We start from the raw sequence: 19,266 nt of genomic DNA on the forward strand, positions 1-19,266 counted from the left end.
ATATTAAACTTGAAAATAAACTAAAATGGCACTTAACATATTAAACTTGAAAATAAACTAAAATGGCACTTAACAATCTCAACTATCCGCTGGATTTTAAATTTAAAATCACAACTCTTGCCAGTGATTTCAACATTACAGACAGAAACGGGAATTATGTAGCTTACGTTCGTCAGAAAATGTTTAAGCTTAAAGAAGATGTTATCGTTTTCAATGATGAAAGTAAAACGAAGGAACTTTTCAGAATTCAGGCCAACCAATGGATTGATTTTAATGCATCTTATTCCATTAAAGATGCCATCGGAAAAAATTTTGGCCGACTTGCCAGAAAAGGTATGCGATCAATCTGGAAATCTACTTATAACGTATTGGATGAAGCCGATCAGCAGAAATTCACCATTACAGAAGATAATGCATGGGTGAAATTTTTCGACGGAATGGTTGGTGAACTTCCAATTATCGGTATGTTTACAGGATATTTTCTTAACCCGTCTTACACCGTAAAAGGAATGGATGGAAAAGAATATTTTAAGCTTAAAAAAATGCCGTCCATGTTCGGAAGAAGATTCCAGCTTGACAGGCTGATTGATATTGATGACGAAGATGAAAGTCTGGTGGTTTTATCTTTGCTAATGATGGTTCTTCTGGAAAGAGCTAGAGGATAATATCTTTTATCAATTGACTTTGGTTTGGTATAAAACTCGCAGCAATAATTTAAAAAAATTAAAATGAAATATTTTATCATACTTTTTTCAGCATTAACATTAGTTGCCTGTAAGAAAGAAAAAGAAACCGTTCCAGATTCAAAACCTACTGATTCTCTGAATATTGTTCAGGATTCTGTGAAAACAGATTCTGCACCTGAAAAAGTTTTAGTTGATGTATTTCCTTTCCCGAAAGAAATCAAAGAATGTTCTTGCTATTTTGCAAAAAACAAAGCAGATTTTGAAAACGAGAAATACATTTACGCCGACGATGCAGGAAAAACGGCTTATATGAAGCTCGACGGAAAAAGAATTGCCATGAATCTGATTTCATCAAGCGACATGGAAGTTGACGACGAACTTACCAAAGAAATTGAAAACGGGAATTATAAAATTTCTGTGAAAGGCAAAAAAATAAAACACGAAGAAGCTTTACTTTTTGAAGGTACCTTAACTATTGAAAAACCAGACGGAAGCAAAACTATCATTCCTATTTATGGAGAATGTGGATGTTAAAGCAATTGGTAATTAGTAATTACTAATTACTAAAAATATTGCTCCTGAATTTCGGGAGCATTTTTTATTTTGTAATTTTGATAAAAATAAATTTTATGGAACTATCCAATATAGAACCGCAGATTATCTGGAAAAATTTTTCCAAACTAAATGCAGTTCCGAGACCGTCAAAAAAAGAGGAAAAAGTAATTGCTTTCATCAAAGAATTTGGTGAAAATTTAGGGCTGGAAACTACCGTAGATGAAGTAGGAAATGTGATCATTAAAAAACCGGCTACTCCGGGAATGGAAAACCGTAAATCGATTGTTATGCAGTCGCATTTAGACATGGTTTGCCAGAAAAACAATGACGTAAATTTCGATTTTGAAACTCAAGGGATACAAATGGAAGTTGACGGAGACTGGGTAAAAGCAAAAGGTACCACTTTAGGCGCAGATAACGGTTTAGGAGTGGCAAATTATGGGCAGAATTCTTTACAAAGCTTTGGAAAATCAAAATGTTCAGTTGATCTCTATTGACGGCGGAAGTTTGAGAAATGCAATTCCGAGAGAATCTGTTGCTGTAATTTCTGTGAGAAATGCTAATGAATTTATTGAAAATGTAACCAACGGAATTAAAAAAGAGATTTTAGAAGAATTTGCGCCTGTTGAAGCTCATCTTCAGATTAATATTGAAAATGCTACAAGTTCAGAAAAAGCGCTTTCTATAGAAGATTCTAAGAAAATTATTTTAGTTTTAAAATCTCTTCACAACGGTGTTTACAGAATGAGTCCGGATGTACAGGATTTGGTAGAATCGTCAAATAATGTCGCAAGGGTAGCATTAAAAGAAGGTGGTCTGAAAATTTTAAATCTTTCAAGATCATCTGTTGATTCTTCTAAAGATTCGGTTGCAGAACAATTGAAATCGGTATCAGAATTAGCCGGAATGAATGTAGAATTCAGCGGATCTTATCCAGGATGGAAACCAAAACCTGGTTCTGAGATTGTACAGGTTTTAGAAAAAATATACACTGAAAAATTTGCAGAAAAGCCTCACGTTGTCGCTTGTCATGCAGGTTTAGAGTGTGGAATTATCGGTGCCAATTACCCAGAAATGGAAATGGTAAGTTACGGACCAACCATCAGAGGAGCTCACTCTCCTGATGAAAAAGCTAATATTTCTTCAACACAGAAATTCTGGGCTTTTACAAAAGATATTTTAGCGAATATTCCATTGAAATAAGAATGTAATTTTTATATTAAAAATATCCAAAGTCTTTTGATTTTGGATATTTTTTTTAATAGATTTTGGCTAAAGCCAATCGATGAATTATCTTTTACAGGTGGGCTAAAGCCCACCCCTATTGAATGAGAAAAATACGTTCGAATCAAAAATTCACAATATGATGTTATTCAATAGGAACGGTCTTTAGCCCGTTTATAAATTATACGAGAATTTTTAGGCTTTAGCCAAAACTTAGAAATTATTTATAATTTTGAGAAAACTCCCTCAAATGAAAATCACAAACACCCATCAACTCAATCAAGAACAAAAAGAACAGGTTTTGCAATTGTGGAATAATGAATATCCTGAAAAACTAGCTTATAAAAATATCGATGGATTTGAAAACTATCTTGAAAAACTCAATAAGGTCGATCACTTTCTTTTAATCAATGATGATGAAAAAATTCAAGGTTGGGCAATTACTTTTGAAAGAGAAAGTGAAACATGGTTTGCGATTATTCTTTCTGAAAATCTTCATGGTAAAGGTTGGGGAACAAAAGTTTTGAATGAACTGAAACGACATAAAAATGAACTGAACGGTTGGGTTATCGACAATAACAATGATAAAAAACTTAACGGCAGTTTTTATAAATCTCCATTAGAATTTTATATAAAAAATAAATTTCAAGTTTTATCCGAAATCAGACTTGAATTAGAAATCATGTCTGCCGTAAAAATAAAATGGAAAAAATAATTGAAAAATAAGTTATGAAAAGTATCACTGTATTCTGCGGATCAAGTTTTGGTTCAGATGATCTATATAAAGAACAGGCAACTTTATTAGGACAAACTTTAGCGAAGCAAAATATCCAACTCATTTATGGAGGCGCTAATGTCGGATTGATGGGAGCTGTAGCAGACGGAGTTTTAAAGGAAGGCGGAAAAGCAATAGGAGTTCTGCCCCATTTTTTGCAATCAAAAGAAATTGCACATCAAAATCTGACCGAACTTATTTTAGTAGAAACCATGCACGAAAGAAAAACCAAAATGAATGATCTTTGCGACGGTGTGATCGTTCTTCCCGGAGGTTACGGAACTCTGGAAGAGTTTTTCGAAATGATTACCTGGGCGCAACTCGGGCTTCATAAAAAACCAATTGCCATTCTGAATATTGATGGTTTTTATGATGATTTGATTAAATTAGTCCAAACTATGGTTGATAAAGGATTTTTAAAACAAATCAATCAGGAAATGCTTTTGGTAAGTGATTCTACTGATGATCTTTTAGAGAAAATGAAAAATTATCAGGCTCCGACGGTTGGAAAATGGATTTCTAAAAAGGAAGTTTAAAGATACGTTCTAAGCCCCAAATTTTACGTTCCAAACCCTATCCGATATGCTCCGAACTCATCCAGATACGTTAAAGATAAGTTCCGACACGTTATTAAGATGTTCCGACACGTTATTAAGATGTTCCGATACGTTGTACAACCCCAACCGATACGTTCAGTAAAGGTTCGTCGGGGTTATTAAGCCCATCGATGTGGTTATTTATCCATCTCGACACTTTGTACAACCTATCCGGATAGGTAATTTACATGTCCGGATCTGTCAAAGACCTATCCGAACCATTGAAGGACATCATCAGATAGATTTATAACCTATCTAAAGCATTGCAGAACCTCAACGAATCTTCAAATAACATATCTGTAATAATAAAACACCCCTCGAATAGGCTTCAAGGGGGTATTTCTTCTATGTGTTATTTTAAATTTCTCCTAAGGATAAGGCGCAATTGCCACAGCAAGGCCCTCCATTTCCGGAACCATATGCAATTGACAACCCAATCTGCTGTTGCTCTCTACGTGATAAGCTTCCGCCAACATGGCATCTTCTTCATCACCCATCGGCTCCAGTCCCGGATCTTCAAGTACATAAACCTGACAAGAAGCACACATTGCCATTCCGCCACAAACTCCGATGGTTCCTTCTTCTGCCAATTCATAAGAACGGATGATTTCCATTAAATTCATTGACATATCTGTAGGAGCAACCACATCGTGAGTAACGCCTTCTCTATCGGTGATTTTTATATTGATATCGCTCATTTTCGTTGATGGTTAATGGTTGATGGTTGATGGCATCTGTTTACAAATAACTAATAACCAACAACTAACAACAAGATTAATCTATTTTCTTTACAACTGCTTTTTCAGCTTCTTTACGGCTTCCGTCGAAACCATCCACTCCACTTACGGTTGTATATTTTAAAACGAATTTTTTACCCGGATTTAATCTGTTATAAACACTTTGACACATTAAGGTCGCTTCATGGAAACCACAAAGAATCAGCTTTAATTTTCCAGGATAAGTATTGATATCACCGATTGCATAAATGCCGTCGATGTTGGTTTGATAATCTAATGCGTTGTTTACAACGATTGCATTTTTCTCGATATTCAATCCCCAGTTTCCGATTTCACCCAATTTTGGAGTTAGACCGAATAACGGAATGAAATAATCGGTTTCAATATCATAAGGATCCTGTCCGTCAATAGCTACCGTGATTGCTTCTACTTTTCCGTCTCCTTTAATGGCAGTAACTTCCGCAGGAGTGATCAATTTAATTTTACCCTGATTTTTCAGATCCTGAACTTTTTCTACAGAATCCAAAGCTCCACGGAACTCATTTCTTCTGTGGATCAAAGTAACTTCACTTGCAACATTTGATAAGAAAACGCTCCAGTCTAGTGCAGAATCTCCTCCTCCGGCGATAACCACTTTTTTATTTCTGAAATGTTCAGGCTCTTTAACGAAATATTCAAGACCTTTTTCTTCGTAATCTGCAACGTTATCCATTGTAGGTTTTCTAGGCTCAAAAGTACCTAAACCTCCTGCAATTGCAATAGCTTTACACCTGTGAACTGTTCCTTTATTGGTAACCACTTCAAACCACTCATCATCTACTTTTGTGTAAGAAACTGCAGTTTCTCCCAAAGTAAATCCGGGCTGGAATTGTTTGATCTGCTCCATTAAATTATCTACAAGCTCTCCTGCATTTACAGACGGATAACCCGGAATATCAAAAATCGGTTTTTTAGGATACAATTCTGCCAACTGACCTCCCGGTTGAGGAAGTGCATCAATGATGTGACATTTCATTTTTAGCAAGCCTGCTTCAAATACAGCAAAAAGTCCTGTTGGTCCTGCGCCGATAATCAATATATCTGTAGTGATCATAATATGATGATAATTTAATAATATTTGTATCTGCAAATTTACTAATTTTAATGCGAAGCATATTTAATTATACTTAAATAAAAAACTGAGATTTATCAAAAACACGCAAAAACCTGATAATGAAAAAATTGGCAGTGTTTTTGTAAAATTTTATATTATGAAGAAGATATTTCACATTATTACTTTATTCGCTTTCTTTTTAGGCTATTCTCAATTAAGCAATGTTGCAGATGGCGAATCAATCACCCTAAGAATACATTATGGATTTTTAAATGCCGGATCTGCAAATCTTACGACCAAAAAAGTTAATTATAAAGGAGTGCCGCATTTATATGTAAAAGGAACCGGGCAAACGACAGGAGCTGTAAAAGCTTTTTTTAAAGTTGAAGATTTATATGAAAGTTATATCAATATCAATACAGAATTGCCTAGTTTTTATGTAAGAAATGTAAAAGAAGGAAGTTACAGACAACATCTACAAACCGTTTTTAACCACGACAACCACACTTTGGTTTTAACCGATAAAAAGACTCCTGCAAACGGATCGAAAACCATAAAATCTGTAAAAGGCGTACAAGATATGCTCTCATGTTTTTATTATCTGAGAAGCAAAACACCTGCAGAACTGAAAGTAGGAACAGTTATCAATATGAATGTATGGATCGATGACGAAATGTTTCCTTTCCAGCTTAGAGTGACCGGAACTGAGAATCTGAAGACAAAATTCGGAACTATTAATGCCTTAAAAATCATTCCGTCTGTAAAAAGCGGCAGGGTTTTTAAAGAGAAAGAAGGCGTTACAATGTGGGTTAGCAATGATTACAATCATATTCCCTTATTGCTGAAAGCCGAATTGGCAGTTGGTTCTTTAAAGGCTAGTATTGATGATTATAAAAACGTAAGATTTCCATTAAAGTTTACGAAATAAAAAATAAGTCTCCGAAAAACCGAAGACCTATCAACCTAAATTAACATACTTTATGGAATTATTTCCCAAGTATCAATATGAAAAACTTTCCCTGTACTTCTTGAAAAACTTTCAACTCTGCAATCAGTGACCAGGGCTTTATCAATCGTATTTTGATATATTTTATCTGATTATTTTTAAGGCATCCTTACAGAGCTTTGCAGCTCTGTAATAATGACACTTAGGTTAATCAATTTGCGTTTACCAGTTATAAAAAACGGGATTCTGTGTTTTTAAAATGTCTGATTACAGAGCCTTAAGCTCCGCAATCAGCATTTCTTTTTTTTCATCATATTTATGTCTCAAACCAACTCCAAAATTTCAATATTCTAAATTTTACTTACTTCTAAGTTAATATTCAAAAAAATTGTCTTTATAATAAGGATTTTTCCGTTCATTTTCTATACTGTAAAAATAGAAAGATAAAGAGGTATCTTCACCATATTTATCGTAGATGTATTTCAATACTGCTGTAGATATTTATCTACAAAGGCATACAAAATATACAAGGATGGAAAATTTAAAGCAGCAATTAATGACTGCGATAAAAAAGAATTTGGAGAAGATTTAGCAAATAAAAATCCTCCGTAAAAAAAATTCCGGAGGATTACCAACCTAAATTAACATGCTTTTGAAATCATTTAAGGGATTTGATATGGAAAACTCGCCCTTGTGCATATTATTTTTTTTTTAGCCGCAATTACTTACGGTATTATCATTTGTGTTTATTATCTTATTTGATTGTAAGGCATCAGTTACAGAGCCTTTCAGCTCTGCAGTGATGACACTTAGGTTAAGGTTAACTAATCTGTATTTTAAGAAGTAAATAAATTGATTTTTACTTTTTAGTATCTTTTTGCAGAGCCTTTCGGCTCCACAATCAGACACTTATTCTTTTCTCATCATACATGTTTTCAAATCAAGTTCAAAATTTATCTGTAAATATTAAAAACTTGAGCTTATTTCTGATTAATGGCTTAAAAAAACACTTTCAAAGACGTTTCTTACTGCTCATTTTCATACTGTAAAAATAGAAAGATATGGAGTTATCTTCCCAATATTTATTGTAGATGTATTTCGAAATTGTTGTAGATATTTATCTACAACATCCTATTTTGAAAATAGGAAATAAGTAAAAAACTAATGTTGGTTCTTAATTAAATCTGCAAGGTCAACAATGTTTTCGATGTGTAATTTATCAAAAATTCTTTTTTTAATCGTACTTACGGTGTTTTGTTTTACGTTAAGGTTATTTGCTATTTCGAGATTACCATAGCCTTTTGCGTACATCTCGGCAATTTCCAGCTCCCTTTCTGTAAGTCTCTGTAAAGGATTAATGATATTGCGGTTCTGTAAAGAGTCTATAAGAACACCTTGAGTAATTGAAGAAATATATTTTCCGGTTTGATAAATTTTAAGAACGGCTTCTTTTATTTCGTTTTCTTCACTCAGTTTACTGAGGAAACCGTTTGCTCCGGCGTTAATATATTTAATAGATTGAGTGCTTTCGTCAACTCCGGAAAAAACAAGAATTTTAATTTCGGGCTTAATATTTTTAATTTTTGAAATAATATTCACACTGTTTCCATCCGGGAAAAGAGCGTCTATTATTACAATTTCTATTTGATGCATCTCAACAGTTTCTAAAACCTTCTGAAGATTAGATGCATGAAAAACTTCACCATCAAAACCAATTTCTTCGATCAGAATCTCCATCCCCTGTCTTATGAGACTGTGATCATCGGCAAGTAAAAAATTAATGGTTTTTATATCTGGATTATTCATTTATTGACTTTCAAATTAATTGTGAAACTTACTGTTGTTCCCACATTTTTCTCGCTGTCTACCGATATTTTCCCAGAGTACAGCTCTACGATTTCTTTACAAAGACTTAGTCCTAAACCTGCACCCAAATTTTCTACATCTTCGGAAATAACTCCCTGGTAATAGGGTTCAAATATTTTTTCCAGGTCAGATTTTGAAATCCCAATTCCGGTATCTTTTATAATTGTGATTAAAGATACTGTATTCTTATCAATACTTTCTGCTCTGGTTATTACCTTTATTTCTCCGTTTTCAGTAAATTTATTGGCATTGGCAAGTATGTTCATAAACACCTGATTAATTTTGGTATTATCAGAATACACCTCAATTTCCGGGCTGATATTTTCTTCAACAATAAATCTATTATTTCTTGTTTCTATATAAGGTTCTATCGAATTTAAGATAGAAGTGACTTCGTTTTTAAGATTGAAAACCACCGGTATCAACTGGTTTTGCACATGCTGATTTTTGGTATATTCTAAAATCTGATTTGCCTGCACCAATAAAGTATTATTGGTAAAGCTTATCGACTTCAAATATTCTTTAATACTGTCATCATTTGTTTTCTTATTGATTTTTCTGATGAAGATCCCAATAATTTTCAGCGGAGAGCGCAATTCATGGCTCAGCATTCCAAGAATCCTGTTTTTAAAATTAAGGTTTTCCTTAATCTGCTTATTGGCAGCATTCAGCCTGGTTTCATAGATAAATGCAATTCTGGTAAAATACATGATTAATATAGAAACAATGAACATCAAAACCATTGCCCCTAAAATAAGATACGTTCTGATTTTATTATTTTCAGAATTTCGCTGGGCATATTCTTTTTCAAGATCTGCTTTAGAATCTTTAATGGCGAAATCATAAATATTCATCACTCCATTGCTGTAAATCAGGAGTTTATTAAATATCGTATAAAATTTAGTATTATCATTTTGTTTGCCGACTACTTTAAACTGTATTTTTTTTACTTCTCCTGTATAATAATTCTGAACAAGATTCATAATACTATCTACATCTGCTTTTATTGCATCTGCTTTTGGTATTTTACCCTGCTTCACGGTAATGATCGTACTGTCTTTACGTACATTTTGTCTCCCCGATATTGCATCTCCCAAACGTCCGAAAAGACCTTTTCTCTTAACAGTATCTACTATGGTTTTCGTTTCTATATCAAAATTGTATTTATCTAAATTATAATTGTTGATATATCTTTTAGGTGAAGGTATAGGAAGAGGCTCCCTGAAATTTGATTGGGTAGAATATTCGTAGGTAGAATCAACCAGCATTTTCAGCTTCTTGCTATCAAAAGAATCTGCATTTTGAGTGGTAAGTATATTTTTTAATCTTGGATATTTAGACTCATAGCTGTTGATGTTATCTAAATTTGCTCCTAATTTGTCTAAAGATGAAAAATAAGAATCCAAATACTTCTTGTCGGCATTTACAAGATATTGCTGAAGAGAATTTTGGGCATTGATGAGTTCTTTTCTGGAATTATCTGTTAATTTTTCTAGAGAATTCACTTCTTTCAACTGATTTTCAATAAATTCCAGATTTTTTTTGTTAACAAATTCGTTGTAGAAAAAAGCAGCAATGATAAGCTGTATCAATAGAATACAAAAGATAAGAGAATAATGAACGATTTTTCTAAATCTAAAATTTAAAGGCTTTGGTTGGTTATCTTCTGATTTCATAAATATGTATTTAAAGCTTTTTCCACAATCAGAGCTAAGCTCTTTTGTTTACAGACTGCTAAAATATTCTAGTATACGATCATTTGTTCTGAAGATATACTTCGTAAACCGGAGAAACTCCAATTATAACACTTATATTTTATTCTCTAAATCCATTAAAAGACTGTAAATTTTTACCTTAAAATACTTAGTCTTTAAGTGATTCATAAAGTTAATAAAAAATCCCGTGAAAATTTCACAGGATTAAAAATATTTATGTTAAATTAATTTATAATGTTTTAAATTGCTCCAAAGTTCTTACATCATTCTCAAAAAACATTCTGATGTCACTCATTTGATAAAGCAGCATAACAATTCTTTCAATTCCCATTCCGAATGCGTATCCCGAATATTTTTCAGAATCGATATTTACATTATTCAAAACGGCAGGATCTACCATTCCGCAACCCATAATTTCAAGCCAGCCTGTTCCTTTGGTAATTCTGTAATCGGTTTCAGAATTCAGCCCCCAATACACATCAATTTCTGCACTTGGCTCTGTAAAAGGGAAATAAGAAGGTCTCATTCTGATTTTAGACTTTCCAAAAAGCTCAGTGGTAAAAAACTGAATCGTTTGTTTTAAATCTGCAAAACTTACTTTCTCATCAATATACAAACCTTCAATCTGATGGAAAATACAATGTGAACGCGAAGAAACCGCTTCATTTCTGAAAACTCTTCCCGGAGACAAAATTCTGATCGGCGGTTCGTTTTCTTCCATATAACGGATTTGAACTGAAGAAGTATGCGTTCTCAATAAAATATCGGGATTCTGCTCGATGAAGAAAGTATCCTGCATATCTCTCGCAGGGTGATATTCCGGAAGATTAAGCGCAGTAAAATTATGCCAGTCGTCTTCAATTTCAGGACCGTCTGCAACGGCAAAACCAATAGATTTAAAGATCTCGATAATTCTGTTTTTCACCAGATTAATCGGGTGTCTCGATCCCAAATCCAGCGGAAAAGCAGGCTTTGTAAGATCATCTTTTTCCAAGATAACAGAAGAAGCAGAAGCATTTTTTAAATCTTCCAGCTTTACATTGACCGCTTGCTTCAGAGTATTGATTTTCTGCCCGAATTCTTTCTTCTGGTCATTAGGAACTTCTTTGAATTTTTCAAAAAAATCGTTCAGAACCCCTTTTTTCCCGTTATACTTGATTCGGAAGTTTTCAATTTCCTCTTTGTTTGTCGCATTGAAACCATTGACCTCAACCAGTAATTCTTCTATCTTTTCAATCATTGTTTTACCCAATCTGTCTCGCACGAAACAGATTATATAAATTATTATCCAAAGGAGTTTGCTATTAATCTAAAACTGTTGCAGTAGCACAAATTAAAGCCTCCTAATTCATTTTAAATTTAAAATTATTTTTTCTCTAAAGCTTTTATTTTAATCTGCAATGTTACTTCATTTTTAATAACACCATTTGCAGCAGGAGATTGAAATTTCACCCCAAATTCTTCTCTTACAATATCTTTTGGCTCGGTTGCAATGCTCACTTCCGATCCGTTTACTGCAACATTTGCCTTAAACTGAGTCGGTTTGGTAATACCTTTTATGGTAAGATTTCCATCTAAAATTGTATTGTAATCACCTTCTGCAGAAGAGCTTACTTTTGTAATTTCATAAGATGCCGTCGGAAATTTTTCAACTTCAAAAAAATCGGCACTTTTCAGATGGGTGTTCAGTTTTTCAAGATCATCTTTTTTATTTTTCAAATCTTCCGACGTTAATGAAGCCATGTCTGCTACAAATTTTCCGCTTTCAAGCTTGCCGTCTTTTACAGTTACGTCTCCGCTTTCAAATTTAATGGTTCCAAAATGGCTTGTATTTTCAGATTTAAAAACCTTATATCCTTTCCATTCTACATTACTGTTTAACGTATCCAAAACAAAACGGCTTCCGTCCTTCGTTGTTGTCACATCATCCATTTCACTTGTTACCGGTTTTTCTTTAGAGCAAGAAACAAAAGTAAATAAAGCGGGAATTGCTAGAGAAAATAATAATCTTTTCATTTTGATATGATTTATGCATGGCTAAATTACTAAAAATATGCCAGTCTTCCCAAAAACCCTTATTTTTGCAATATGCTATTAGAGATAAACAACTTGTATTTTTCTCATTCTCAGGAAAAAACGCTTTTTCAAAACTTTAATCTGAAATTGGATAAAGGTAAAATTATCGCATTGGCAGGTGAAAGCGGTTGCGGAAAATCTACGTTACTGAGCCTTATTTACGGTTTACACGACTGGAATCAGGGTGAAATTTTATTTGAAGGCAAAAAACTGATGGGGCCGAAAGGAAATCTCGTTCCCGGTGAAGCCGATATGAAATTTGTAGCACAAAATTTTGATCTGATGCCTTATGCAACCGTTGCAGACAATGTTGGCAAGTTTCTTTCAAATATTAATTTAGTTAAGAAAAAAGAAAAAGTTTCAGAGCTTTTAGACGTTGTTGGTTTGGCTGAATTTGCAAATGTTTTACCCAAAAACTTAAGTGGCGGACAACAACAAAGAGTGGCAATCGCAAGAGCACTTTCCGTGCTTCCGAAGCTGCTTTTACTTGACGAACCGTTTAGCAACCTTGATTTTGCAAGAAAAATCGAGCTTCGCGAAAAACTGTTCAGATATGTGAAAGAAAACAATATCTCCCTGATCATTTCTACTCACGAACTTCAGGACATCATCGCATGGACAGACCAAATCATCGTTTTACAAAACGGAAGACTGATCCAAAATAATACTGCAGAAGAAACTTACAAAGATCCTTATAATCCTTATGTAGCAAAACTTTTTGGTGAAGTAAATATTTTCAGTGAGGATGAAATTTCAGAATTGCCGGTTTCCAGATTTTTTTATTATCCGCATCAGATTAGAATCACAGAAAACGGTTTGGAAGCCGAGGTTTTAGAAAGCAGATTTGCAGGAAATCATTACTGGAACAAGATCAGATTCAAAGGCAAAGAAATCGTGATGTACAGCAATCAACAGCTTGAAAACTCTGTTCAGATTATATTCAATTAAATTATTTTTAAATTTAAATATTAAGAAAAATACCAAACTGCTCAATGTGAGTATGTGGATAATTTTCAATGAATTAGCTATTCTTTCCAGAAAAAATTATATATATTTGTATGACAACAGCTTAAGGAAATTTTTGGTTAATTCTCTTTCTGCCTTCCAGACCTAAATTAGCATTACTGCAATCAAGTCTTTGAAAGATTACTCTGTCCAACTCTTTCCTTTTTTATTGCGCTAACCGTAAAAAAATTGGCTTTGCCGTTTAATTAACAACAAAGCCAACTGCTAAAAGCTATCTGCAAATTATGCTTTCTTTACAAATTCAGATTTCAGGGCCATTGCACCAAAACCATCAATTTTGCAGTCAATATTATGATCGCTATCGGGTCTTAAGCGAATATTTTTTACTTTAGTTCCTGCTTTTACAGGTTTCGGAGCGCCTTTTACAGGAAGATCTTTCATCACAATAACCGAATCTCCGTTTTGAAGTTCATTACCATTGATGTCTAAAATTTTATCTTCATTTGCCGTTTCTTTAGGATCCCATTCGTGAAAACACTGAGAACAAACCATTAAACCATCTTGTTCATACGTAAATTCAGAACTACATTTCGGACAAATAACTGCATCACTCATATTTATATATTTTTTGCAAAGATAGTTTTTTGAGTTAGAAGTTAGAAATTAGACGTTAGAAATTAGACGTTAGACGTTAGACGTTAGACAAAGCTAATTCATAATTCATAATTCATAATTGATAATTGATAATTGATAACTCATAATTACAAATATTTAACTCTCAACTTAAATTCGTATTTTTGCAGATTCAAACAGCTTACAGCAATTTATGGAATTAATTCACAGAAACCTGGCAATCGGTATTCACGATGCTTTACAGGAAACTTTTTTCGAAAAAAACAAATATGCCGATAAAGTGATCGAAAGACTTTTGAAAGCCAACAGAAAATGGGGAAGCCAGGATAGAGCCGTTGTTTCTGAGATTTTCTATAACATCATCCGCTGGAAAAAACGCCTTGAATATTACATGGGTGAAGGGGTAAAACCGAATAACATCTATAAATTAATCATCGCATATCTGCTTTGGAGCAAGACCAATTATAAAAGATTTGAAGAATTTGAAGGCATAAAAATTGCCGACATCACGACAAAACTTAAAAAAGGAACCGTTCCTACAAAAGCAATCGAGCATTCTATCCCAGAATGGCTTGTTGAAACACTTGAAAGAGAATTAGGCGAAAAATGGGAAAAAGAAATGCATGCGCTTAACGAAAAAGCACCAACTGTTTTAAGAGCAAACTCTTTAAGAACAACGACCAAAGAACTTATTTCTGATCTTGCAGACGAAAACGTAGTTTCTTACCCTATTAAAAATTATCCTGATGCAGTACAGCTTGAGGAAAAGAAAAATGTATTTCTTACCACCGCTTTCAAAGAAGGTTTGTTTGAGGTACAGGATGCTTCCTCGCAAAAAATCGGGTATTTCCTTGATGTAAAAGAAGGACAAAGAGTAGTTGATGCTTGTGCAGGAGCGGGTGGAAAAACCCTTCACTTAGCTGCTTTGATGCAAAATAAAGGACAGATTATCGCCTTAGATATTTTTGAATGGAAGTTGGCTGAGCTGAAACGCCGTGCAAAAAGAGCAGGAGCGCACAATATTGAAACACGCGTAATCACCGATACAAAAGTAATCAAACGTCTTCACGATAAAGTAGATCGACTTTTGATTGACGCACCTTGTTCCGGTTTGGGAGTTTTAAAGAGAAACCCCGACAGCAAATGGAAGATCGACCAGGATTTTATCGACAGAATCAAAAAAGAACAGCAGCAAATCATTCAGGATTATTCTAAAATGCTGAAAGTTGGCGGTAAAATGGTGTATGCAACATGTTCTATATTACCTTCTGAAAACAATATGCAGGTTGAAGAATTTTTGAAAAATAATTCGAATTACAAATTAATCAAAGACGAAAAAGTAATGCCTAGTGAAGGCTACGACGGGTTCTACATGGCTTTGATCGAAAGACTTTCTTAAAAGCTTTAAAAATAAAATTATAAAACTACTCTATTTTTTGGAGTAGTTTTCTTATTAGATATTAAAAGCCCCTTTACGATTTTCAGACTTATCATAACTGCTTCTATCAGTCTCGACAGGAGTTGCCCATCTTCCATCGGCTGTTTTGTAAACAGGATAAAATTTATACCTTTTATGAATGAGTTCACCGCAGCGTTCTTCTACAAAGAGTAACACATTTACGTTATAATCTTCAAACAGGAACCTATGTGAAAAATCATGGTCATAGGCAGTAAATGTTATTGTTGAATCTGGAAAATGATCGCCAAACTCCTGTTCAATTTTATATGTGGCATTATACTTAGAGTCCCACGGCTCGTAACAATAATTGGAAGTATCTGCATAAGTCACATTTATTTTGCTTCCCACAAAAACATATCTTTTTGAAGGTGTTTTCTGATCGCACTCTTTTGGCAGAAAGCAGGGTTTTGTTCTGAATTTTATGACAAGGTTCTTTTCCTTCATCAAATCTGAAACTGCATATTTTTCGACATGGTATAATCTAATATTATTTCTAAAAAACAATGTATCACCTGGTCTTGCATTAATTGAAAAATAGTTGGTTGAATCGGTATAAGTCAGAATATCCTTGTCATTTATTATTTTATCATCTTTTAATCCTAACTTATTAAGCTTAGCAATGGTATCATTTAATGTAATAAAAGTTGTTGGCCATCCATTTTTATCGGGCAGCTCAATATGCCCTTCTATTTTTACTTTTTGTGCATTTAAAACAAATGGTAAGAAACAGATTAAAAAATAAATTATATTCTTTTTCATATATGTATTTTATAAGTAGCAAAGCCTCTACAAAGAGGCTTTGTTTTACTATTGTTTAGTAAATATCAAACCCTCAGTTACCGGTAAATAAACTTTTGTATCTTGATTTCCGGGACATTCTTCATCTTTATTTACGAATATCCTTCCTTCAGGACGATAGGTCCAAGATAGTTGTGTTGCGTTAATTTTAGAGAGAAATACAGATCCATATCCTACACCGCAATTGGTACCAGGATAGTACATGCCAACTATATTGTCTTGTGGAAAAGTTCTTATACTATAAAATTTATTATCGATATTACTTTGAGTATCTTGAAGGGTAATACCGGATGAGTTTTTCACAGTATATCGTATGACTAAAGCATCCATATAATAAGTTTTAGTTGTTCTTTCCTTTAACATATGTTCAACCTTTGTAATATATAACGTTGTTTCATTTCCCTGATATATAGCTTTATATGTACCTATGTATGGGTTTAACTCATTATCTAAATCTTTAGTATATGAATATGAAGGTATATTTTCATAGTCTGTATTTAAAGGATATGTTTGAGCTTTACAATTTATAAAACTTATAAAAAGAGCTAAAGCCATTATTGTTTTAATATTTTTCATAATTTTTATTTTAAAGTTAAGGACATTTTACATACGATGTCGAGCCATCAGGATTCAAGTTTACGTTATTTACAGTTCCGTTTTTTTCTATTTTTTGCAGAACAACTTGGTCTGGACTAATATTCATCTTAGCCAGAATTCCGAAAAGTAATTGTTCCAATCCTTGGGAATTGAGGTTTGCCATTGGGCTAGACCCGTTTCTTAATACTGGATTTCCTAATAATTTCATTTTTAGTTCTGTATAATCATCTTCAAACTTATTTTTTTGTTCTTTTGTAGAATATGCAATAGCTATGGCTTTCGGAAAGTCTCTGTTAAAACGTAAAAGATAATTGTGGTATACAAAATTATCGGGCGGGCAATTGCAGGTTTCCTTTGCTACCATCCCTACAAAAGCTTCTTTTGCTGTTGCAGCATCCAATTGTTTTACAGCAGTTTTATACATGGTTATAATATCTTCTACCGACAGCATATAAGTACCAGCAGGTGTATGATTATGATATATTCCTTTATAACCGGTGTATGGAGTGAAGTTTACCTCATGGTCTCCACCATCAATTATTTCCGAAGTAGTATTATCTTTCATATAAAGAAAACCTTTTTCCCCAATGGTTTGAGATTTTTTTTCTAAAGAATCAATCTTATTCTTCACCTCAGGGTCTGCCAGTAAAGCTTTTGTTTTCTCGCAGGTGTAGTGCGGTCTGGTAAATTTACTTCCAGATTCGGCAAAGTAGGTGTACCGGGATTACAGCCTTCGTTTCCTCCAATAGTAGAGTTCGGGTCTTGTGGCTGGGAAGGAATACTTCCTCCACATGGATTTTCAGGATTGGTTGCTGCGCTACTTACCGGAGGACCTATGGGATTTGTTGTTGCTAGCATTTAGGTTAAAGCTTACCGATATTATAAAACCTCCAAAATTGGAGGCTTTATATTACTGCTTTGTAAGGATCATTTCCATCGGGAAAGTACTGCCTCCTTGTGGCATTTCTGCTGGAATCTGTACCCCATCTCTAATTGTAATGATGTGCTCCCTTTCAAACATTTTCATTTTTAGTTGGGTAGGTGATAGGCTTTCAAGTATCACATCAAAATCTTTATATTTTTTGTAGTCTTCAAAAGCAATTGATGCTATTTGAGAATGACAGTTTAGTATAAACATTACTTTCATTCCATAGTCAGTCGATAAATTATTATCAGAAGAAGTATCCGCTATTATAATTCCATTTTCTTTGTAAACGTAATAACCTACTATTCTATCTTTATAATAATTATCATTTCCTGTTTCGTGGTAATGATGTTTTATTTGTTTTATTAAAGTCAAAGTGAATTCTCTACTTCCATTTGTCCATTTCCACGTTCCAGCATATTTATCCATAATATTATTCATATCCTTTCTGTAATAATCTCCTGAACTTTCGCTAAAATAAGAATCGCAATCTGTAGAATTTATAATATGGCTTTGTGCTGTGCATTGCACAGATAATAATATAAGAATTGATAATAAGAATATTTTTTTCATAATCGTTTAAATATTAAGGTTAAGGACAAGGTATTTTCTGAATTGTTCCATCCGGATTCAATGTTAATTTCTTCCATTGGTTGTCTATATACTGATACAAAAATACTGAATTTCCATTGCCAAATTTTTCTGTATTAAGTACTTTCATCAGCATTTTCTCTGCCATGTCAACAGTATAGGTTTGATTAGTGTTTAGCCCCCCATAAGTTTCATAAATTTCTCTAACTTTCTTCTCTGCCAATTTTTTTCCCTCTTTTGTATTGAGATCCATACCTTGAAATAGAGTATCCAGTACCGTAATATCCTGCATCCTTAAAGCATAGGAAGTTCCTTTGAAAGTTACCAAAAACATTGAAAATTCATTCTTTCTGAAAGGTACTAAAAATTTATAATGGTCATAAAAGCTTACCAAATCGGGATATGAAAATATAGGAATGCCTCCGGGACAATGATTATGCAGCCCCGCAACATCGTGATTACTTTGTGTATTGATTACACTCTTCGTACCATCTGCTTGAAAATAAGGTGGGCTTTGTGCAATAGAATATGTAATTTTTCCTTTGTACTTTTCTACCGTTATACTGGTCTCGTGCGGATCTGGGTTTTGCTGGGTCACTCTTAATTTCAGACTATCCATCCTATGCTTGAATAAAGCGTCATCTGTCTTTTCTTTTAATCGTTCACAATCAGTTTTAAGCTCTTCAAATTCTATAGGCTCCAGATTCGGTAAAGTAGGAGTACCGCTATTACAACCTTCGTTAGTTCCTAAAGTAGCATTAGGATCTTGTGGTTGTGAAGGAACGCCGTTTCCTCCACAAGGCTGGTTTGGGATAATTCCTGTATTAGGATCTGTAGATCCTCCTCCGGGCGAATTTCCCGGTGTGGCAGCTCCACCACCAGGAGCAGTATCTTCTACCTCTTCACATACGTTCCATGTAAGGACGTATTGTTTAGGTTTTCCTTTAGGGCAGGTACATTCTGAAGCATCATAATGCCCCGGATGACATGCACATGGTGTATAATAAATATAGGTTTCCCAGTGGCAT

The 19,266-nt window shown here is 33.8% G+C and carries 20 protein-coding genes and 1 pseudogene; 8 read left to right on the plus strand and 13 right to left on the minus strand.

What is annotated here, in order from left to right; genetic code table 11:
• The first annotated feature begins 62 nt into the window (after positions 1-62).
• The 5 genes and pseudogenes from AB4Y90_RS10665 (at position 63) to AB4Y90_RS10685 (ending at position 3,776) form a co-directional block, all read left to right on the plus strand.
• Positions 63-665 carry a hypothetical protein gene (locus tag AB4Y90_RS10665; protein WP_441557517.1) on the plus strand — a complete coding sequence of 201 codons (603 nt, stop codon included), beginning with the start codon at positions 63-65 and terminating at the stop codon, positions 663-665.
• Between the two features lie 63 nt (positions 666-728).
• Complete coding sequence (locus AB4Y90_RS10670) at positions 729-1,220, plus strand: hypothetical protein (RefSeq protein WP_441557518.1); 492 nt, start codon at positions 729-731, stop codon at positions 1,218-1,220.
• Positions 1,221-1,315: 95 nt separating this feature from the next.
• Positions 1,316-2,444 (plus strand): annotated as a pseudogene (locus tag AB4Y90_RS10675) (peptidase dimerization domain-containing protein).
• Positions 2,445-2,715: 271 nt separating this feature from the next.
• The gene (locus tag AB4Y90_RS10680) at positions 2,716-3,180 is read left to right on the plus strand and encodes a GNAT family N-acetyltransferase (protein ID WP_441557519.1); all 465 of its coding nucleotides are present in this window, start codon (positions 2,716-2,718) and stop codon (positions 3,178-3,180) included.
• A gap of 14 nt (positions 3,181-3,194) precedes the next feature.
• A complete protein-coding gene (locus AB4Y90_RS10685) occupies positions 3,195-3,776 on the plus strand; it encodes a TIGR00730 family Rossman fold protein (RefSeq protein WP_441557520.1) in 582 nt (193 codons plus the stop codon).
• Positions 3,777-4,204: 428 nt separating this feature from the next.
• Here the strand turns inward: AB4Y90_RS10685 and AB4Y90_RS10690 are convergent, their stop codons facing one another.
• Positions 4,205-4,534: a ferredoxin gene (locus AB4Y90_RS10690; RefSeq protein ID WP_408090064.1), complete on the minus strand. Its 330-nt coding sequence runs from the start codon at positions 4,532-4,534 to the stop codon at positions 4,205-4,207.
• 76 nt (positions 4,535-4,610) lie between these two features.
• Positions 4,611-5,666: an NAD(P)/FAD-dependent oxidoreductase gene (locus AB4Y90_RS10695; protein ID WP_441557522.1), complete on the minus strand. Its 1,056-nt coding sequence runs from the start codon at positions 5,664-5,666 to the stop codon at positions 4,611-4,613.
• 157 nt (positions 5,667-5,823) lie between these two features.
• On the opposite strand from AB4Y90_RS10695, the gene AB4Y90_RS10700 reads away from it, so the two are divergent.
• Positions 5,824-6,594: a DUF3108 domain-containing protein gene (locus AB4Y90_RS10700; RefSeq protein ID WP_441557523.1), complete on the plus strand. Its 771-nt coding sequence runs from the start codon at positions 5,824-5,826 to the stop codon at positions 6,592-6,594.
• 1,179 nt (positions 6,595-7,773) lie between these two features.
• Here AB4Y90_RS10700 and AB4Y90_RS10705 read toward each other — a convergent pair.
• The 4 genes from AB4Y90_RS10705 to AB4Y90_RS10720 form a co-directional block, all read right to left on the minus strand.
• A complete protein-coding gene (locus AB4Y90_RS10705; RefSeq protein ID WP_441557524.1) occupies positions 7,774-8,418 on the minus strand; it encodes a response regulator in 645 nt (214 codons plus the stop codon).
• A complete protein-coding gene (locus AB4Y90_RS10710; protein WP_441557526.1) occupies positions 8,415-10,154 on the minus strand; it encodes a sensor histidine kinase in 1,740 nt (579 codons plus the stop codon). The genes AB4Y90_RS10705 and AB4Y90_RS10710 overlap by 4 nt, the downstream gene beginning before the upstream one ends.
• Before the next feature lie 268 nt (positions 10,155-10,422).
• Positions 10,423-11,433, minus strand: a complete 1,011-nt coding sequence (gene pheS / locus AB4Y90_RS10715) for a phenylalanine--tRNA ligase subunit alpha (protein ID WP_441557527.1) — start codon at positions 11,431-11,433, stop codon at positions 10,423-10,425.
• A gap of 125 nt (positions 11,434-11,558) precedes the next feature.
• Positions 11,559-12,209, minus strand: coding sequence for a YceI family protein (locus tag AB4Y90_RS10720; protein ID WP_441557528.1), 651 nt, complete (start codon positions 12,207-12,209; stop codon positions 11,559-11,561).
• Between the two features lie 72 nt (positions 12,210-12,281).
• Here AB4Y90_RS10720 and AB4Y90_RS10725 point away from each other — a divergent pair, with 72 nt between their 5' ends.
• The gene (locus AB4Y90_RS10725) at positions 12,282-13,217 is read left to right on the plus strand and encodes a sulfate/molybdate ABC transporter ATP-binding protein (protein ID WP_441557529.1); all 936 of its coding nucleotides are present in this window, start codon (positions 12,282-12,284) and stop codon (positions 13,215-13,217) included.
• Between the two features lie 300 nt (positions 13,218-13,517).
• On the opposite strand, the gene AB4Y90_RS10730 is transcribed toward AB4Y90_RS10725, so the two are convergent.
• Complete coding sequence (locus AB4Y90_RS10730) at positions 13,518-13,850, minus strand: zinc ribbon domain-containing protein YjdM (RefSeq protein ID WP_441557530.1); 333 nt, start codon at positions 13,848-13,850, stop codon at positions 13,518-13,520.
• A gap of 211 nt (positions 13,851-14,061) precedes the next feature.
• On the opposite strand from AB4Y90_RS10730, the gene AB4Y90_RS10735 reads away from it, so the two are divergent.
• Entirely contained in the window at positions 14,062-15,267 is a 1,206-nt protein-coding gene (locus AB4Y90_RS10735; protein ID WP_441557532.1) for an RsmB/NOP family class I SAM-dependent RNA methyltransferase, read from the plus strand.
• A 54-nt stretch (positions 15,268-15,321) separates the two neighbouring features.
• On the opposite strand, the gene AB4Y90_RS10740 is transcribed toward AB4Y90_RS10735, so the two are convergent.
• The 6 genes from AB4Y90_RS10740 to AB4Y90_RS10765 all read right to left on the minus strand — a co-directional run.
• Positions 15,322-16,086, minus strand: a complete 765-nt coding sequence (locus AB4Y90_RS10740) for a hypothetical protein (RefSeq protein ID WP_441557533.1) — start codon at positions 16,084-16,086, stop codon at positions 15,322-15,324.
• A gap of 48 nt (positions 16,087-16,134) precedes the next feature.
• Positions 16,135-16,701 (minus strand): DUF6705 family protein, encoded by a 567-nt coding sequence (locus AB4Y90_RS10745; RefSeq protein ID WP_441557534.1) that lies wholly within the window; start codon positions 16,699-16,701, stop codon positions 16,135-16,137.
• A 16-nt stretch (positions 16,702-16,717) separates the two neighbouring features.
• Positions 16,718-17,353: a hypothetical protein gene (locus AB4Y90_RS10750; protein WP_441557535.1), complete on the minus strand. Its 636-nt coding sequence runs from the start codon at positions 17,351-17,353 to the stop codon at positions 16,718-16,720.
• The gene (locus AB4Y90_RS10755) at positions 17,350-17,580 is read right to left on the minus strand and encodes a hypothetical protein (protein WP_441557536.1); all 231 of its coding nucleotides are present in this window, start codon (positions 17,578-17,580) and stop codon (positions 17,350-17,352) included. Before AB4Y90_RS10755 ends, AB4Y90_RS10750 begins: the two co-directional genes overlap by 4 nt.
• Positions 17,581-17,632: 52 nt before the next feature.
• On the minus strand, positions 17,633-18,220 hold the full coding sequence (locus tag AB4Y90_RS10760; protein WP_441557537.1) for a DUF6705 family protein: 588 nt from the start codon (positions 18,218-18,220) through the stop codon (positions 17,633-17,635).
• A 19-nt stretch (positions 18,221-18,239) separates the two neighbouring features.
• A partial coding sequence (locus AB4Y90_RS10765) for a hypothetical protein (protein WP_441557539.1) occupies positions 18,240-19,266 on the minus strand: 1,027 nt, incomplete at its 5' end.

The sequence above is a fragment of the Chryseobacterium sp. 2TAF14 genome (genome assembly GCF_052115105.1).
In the GTDB taxonomy this organism is placed as follows: domain Bacteria; phylum Bacteroidota; class Bacteroidia; order Flavobacteriales; family Weeksellaceae; genus Chryseobacterium.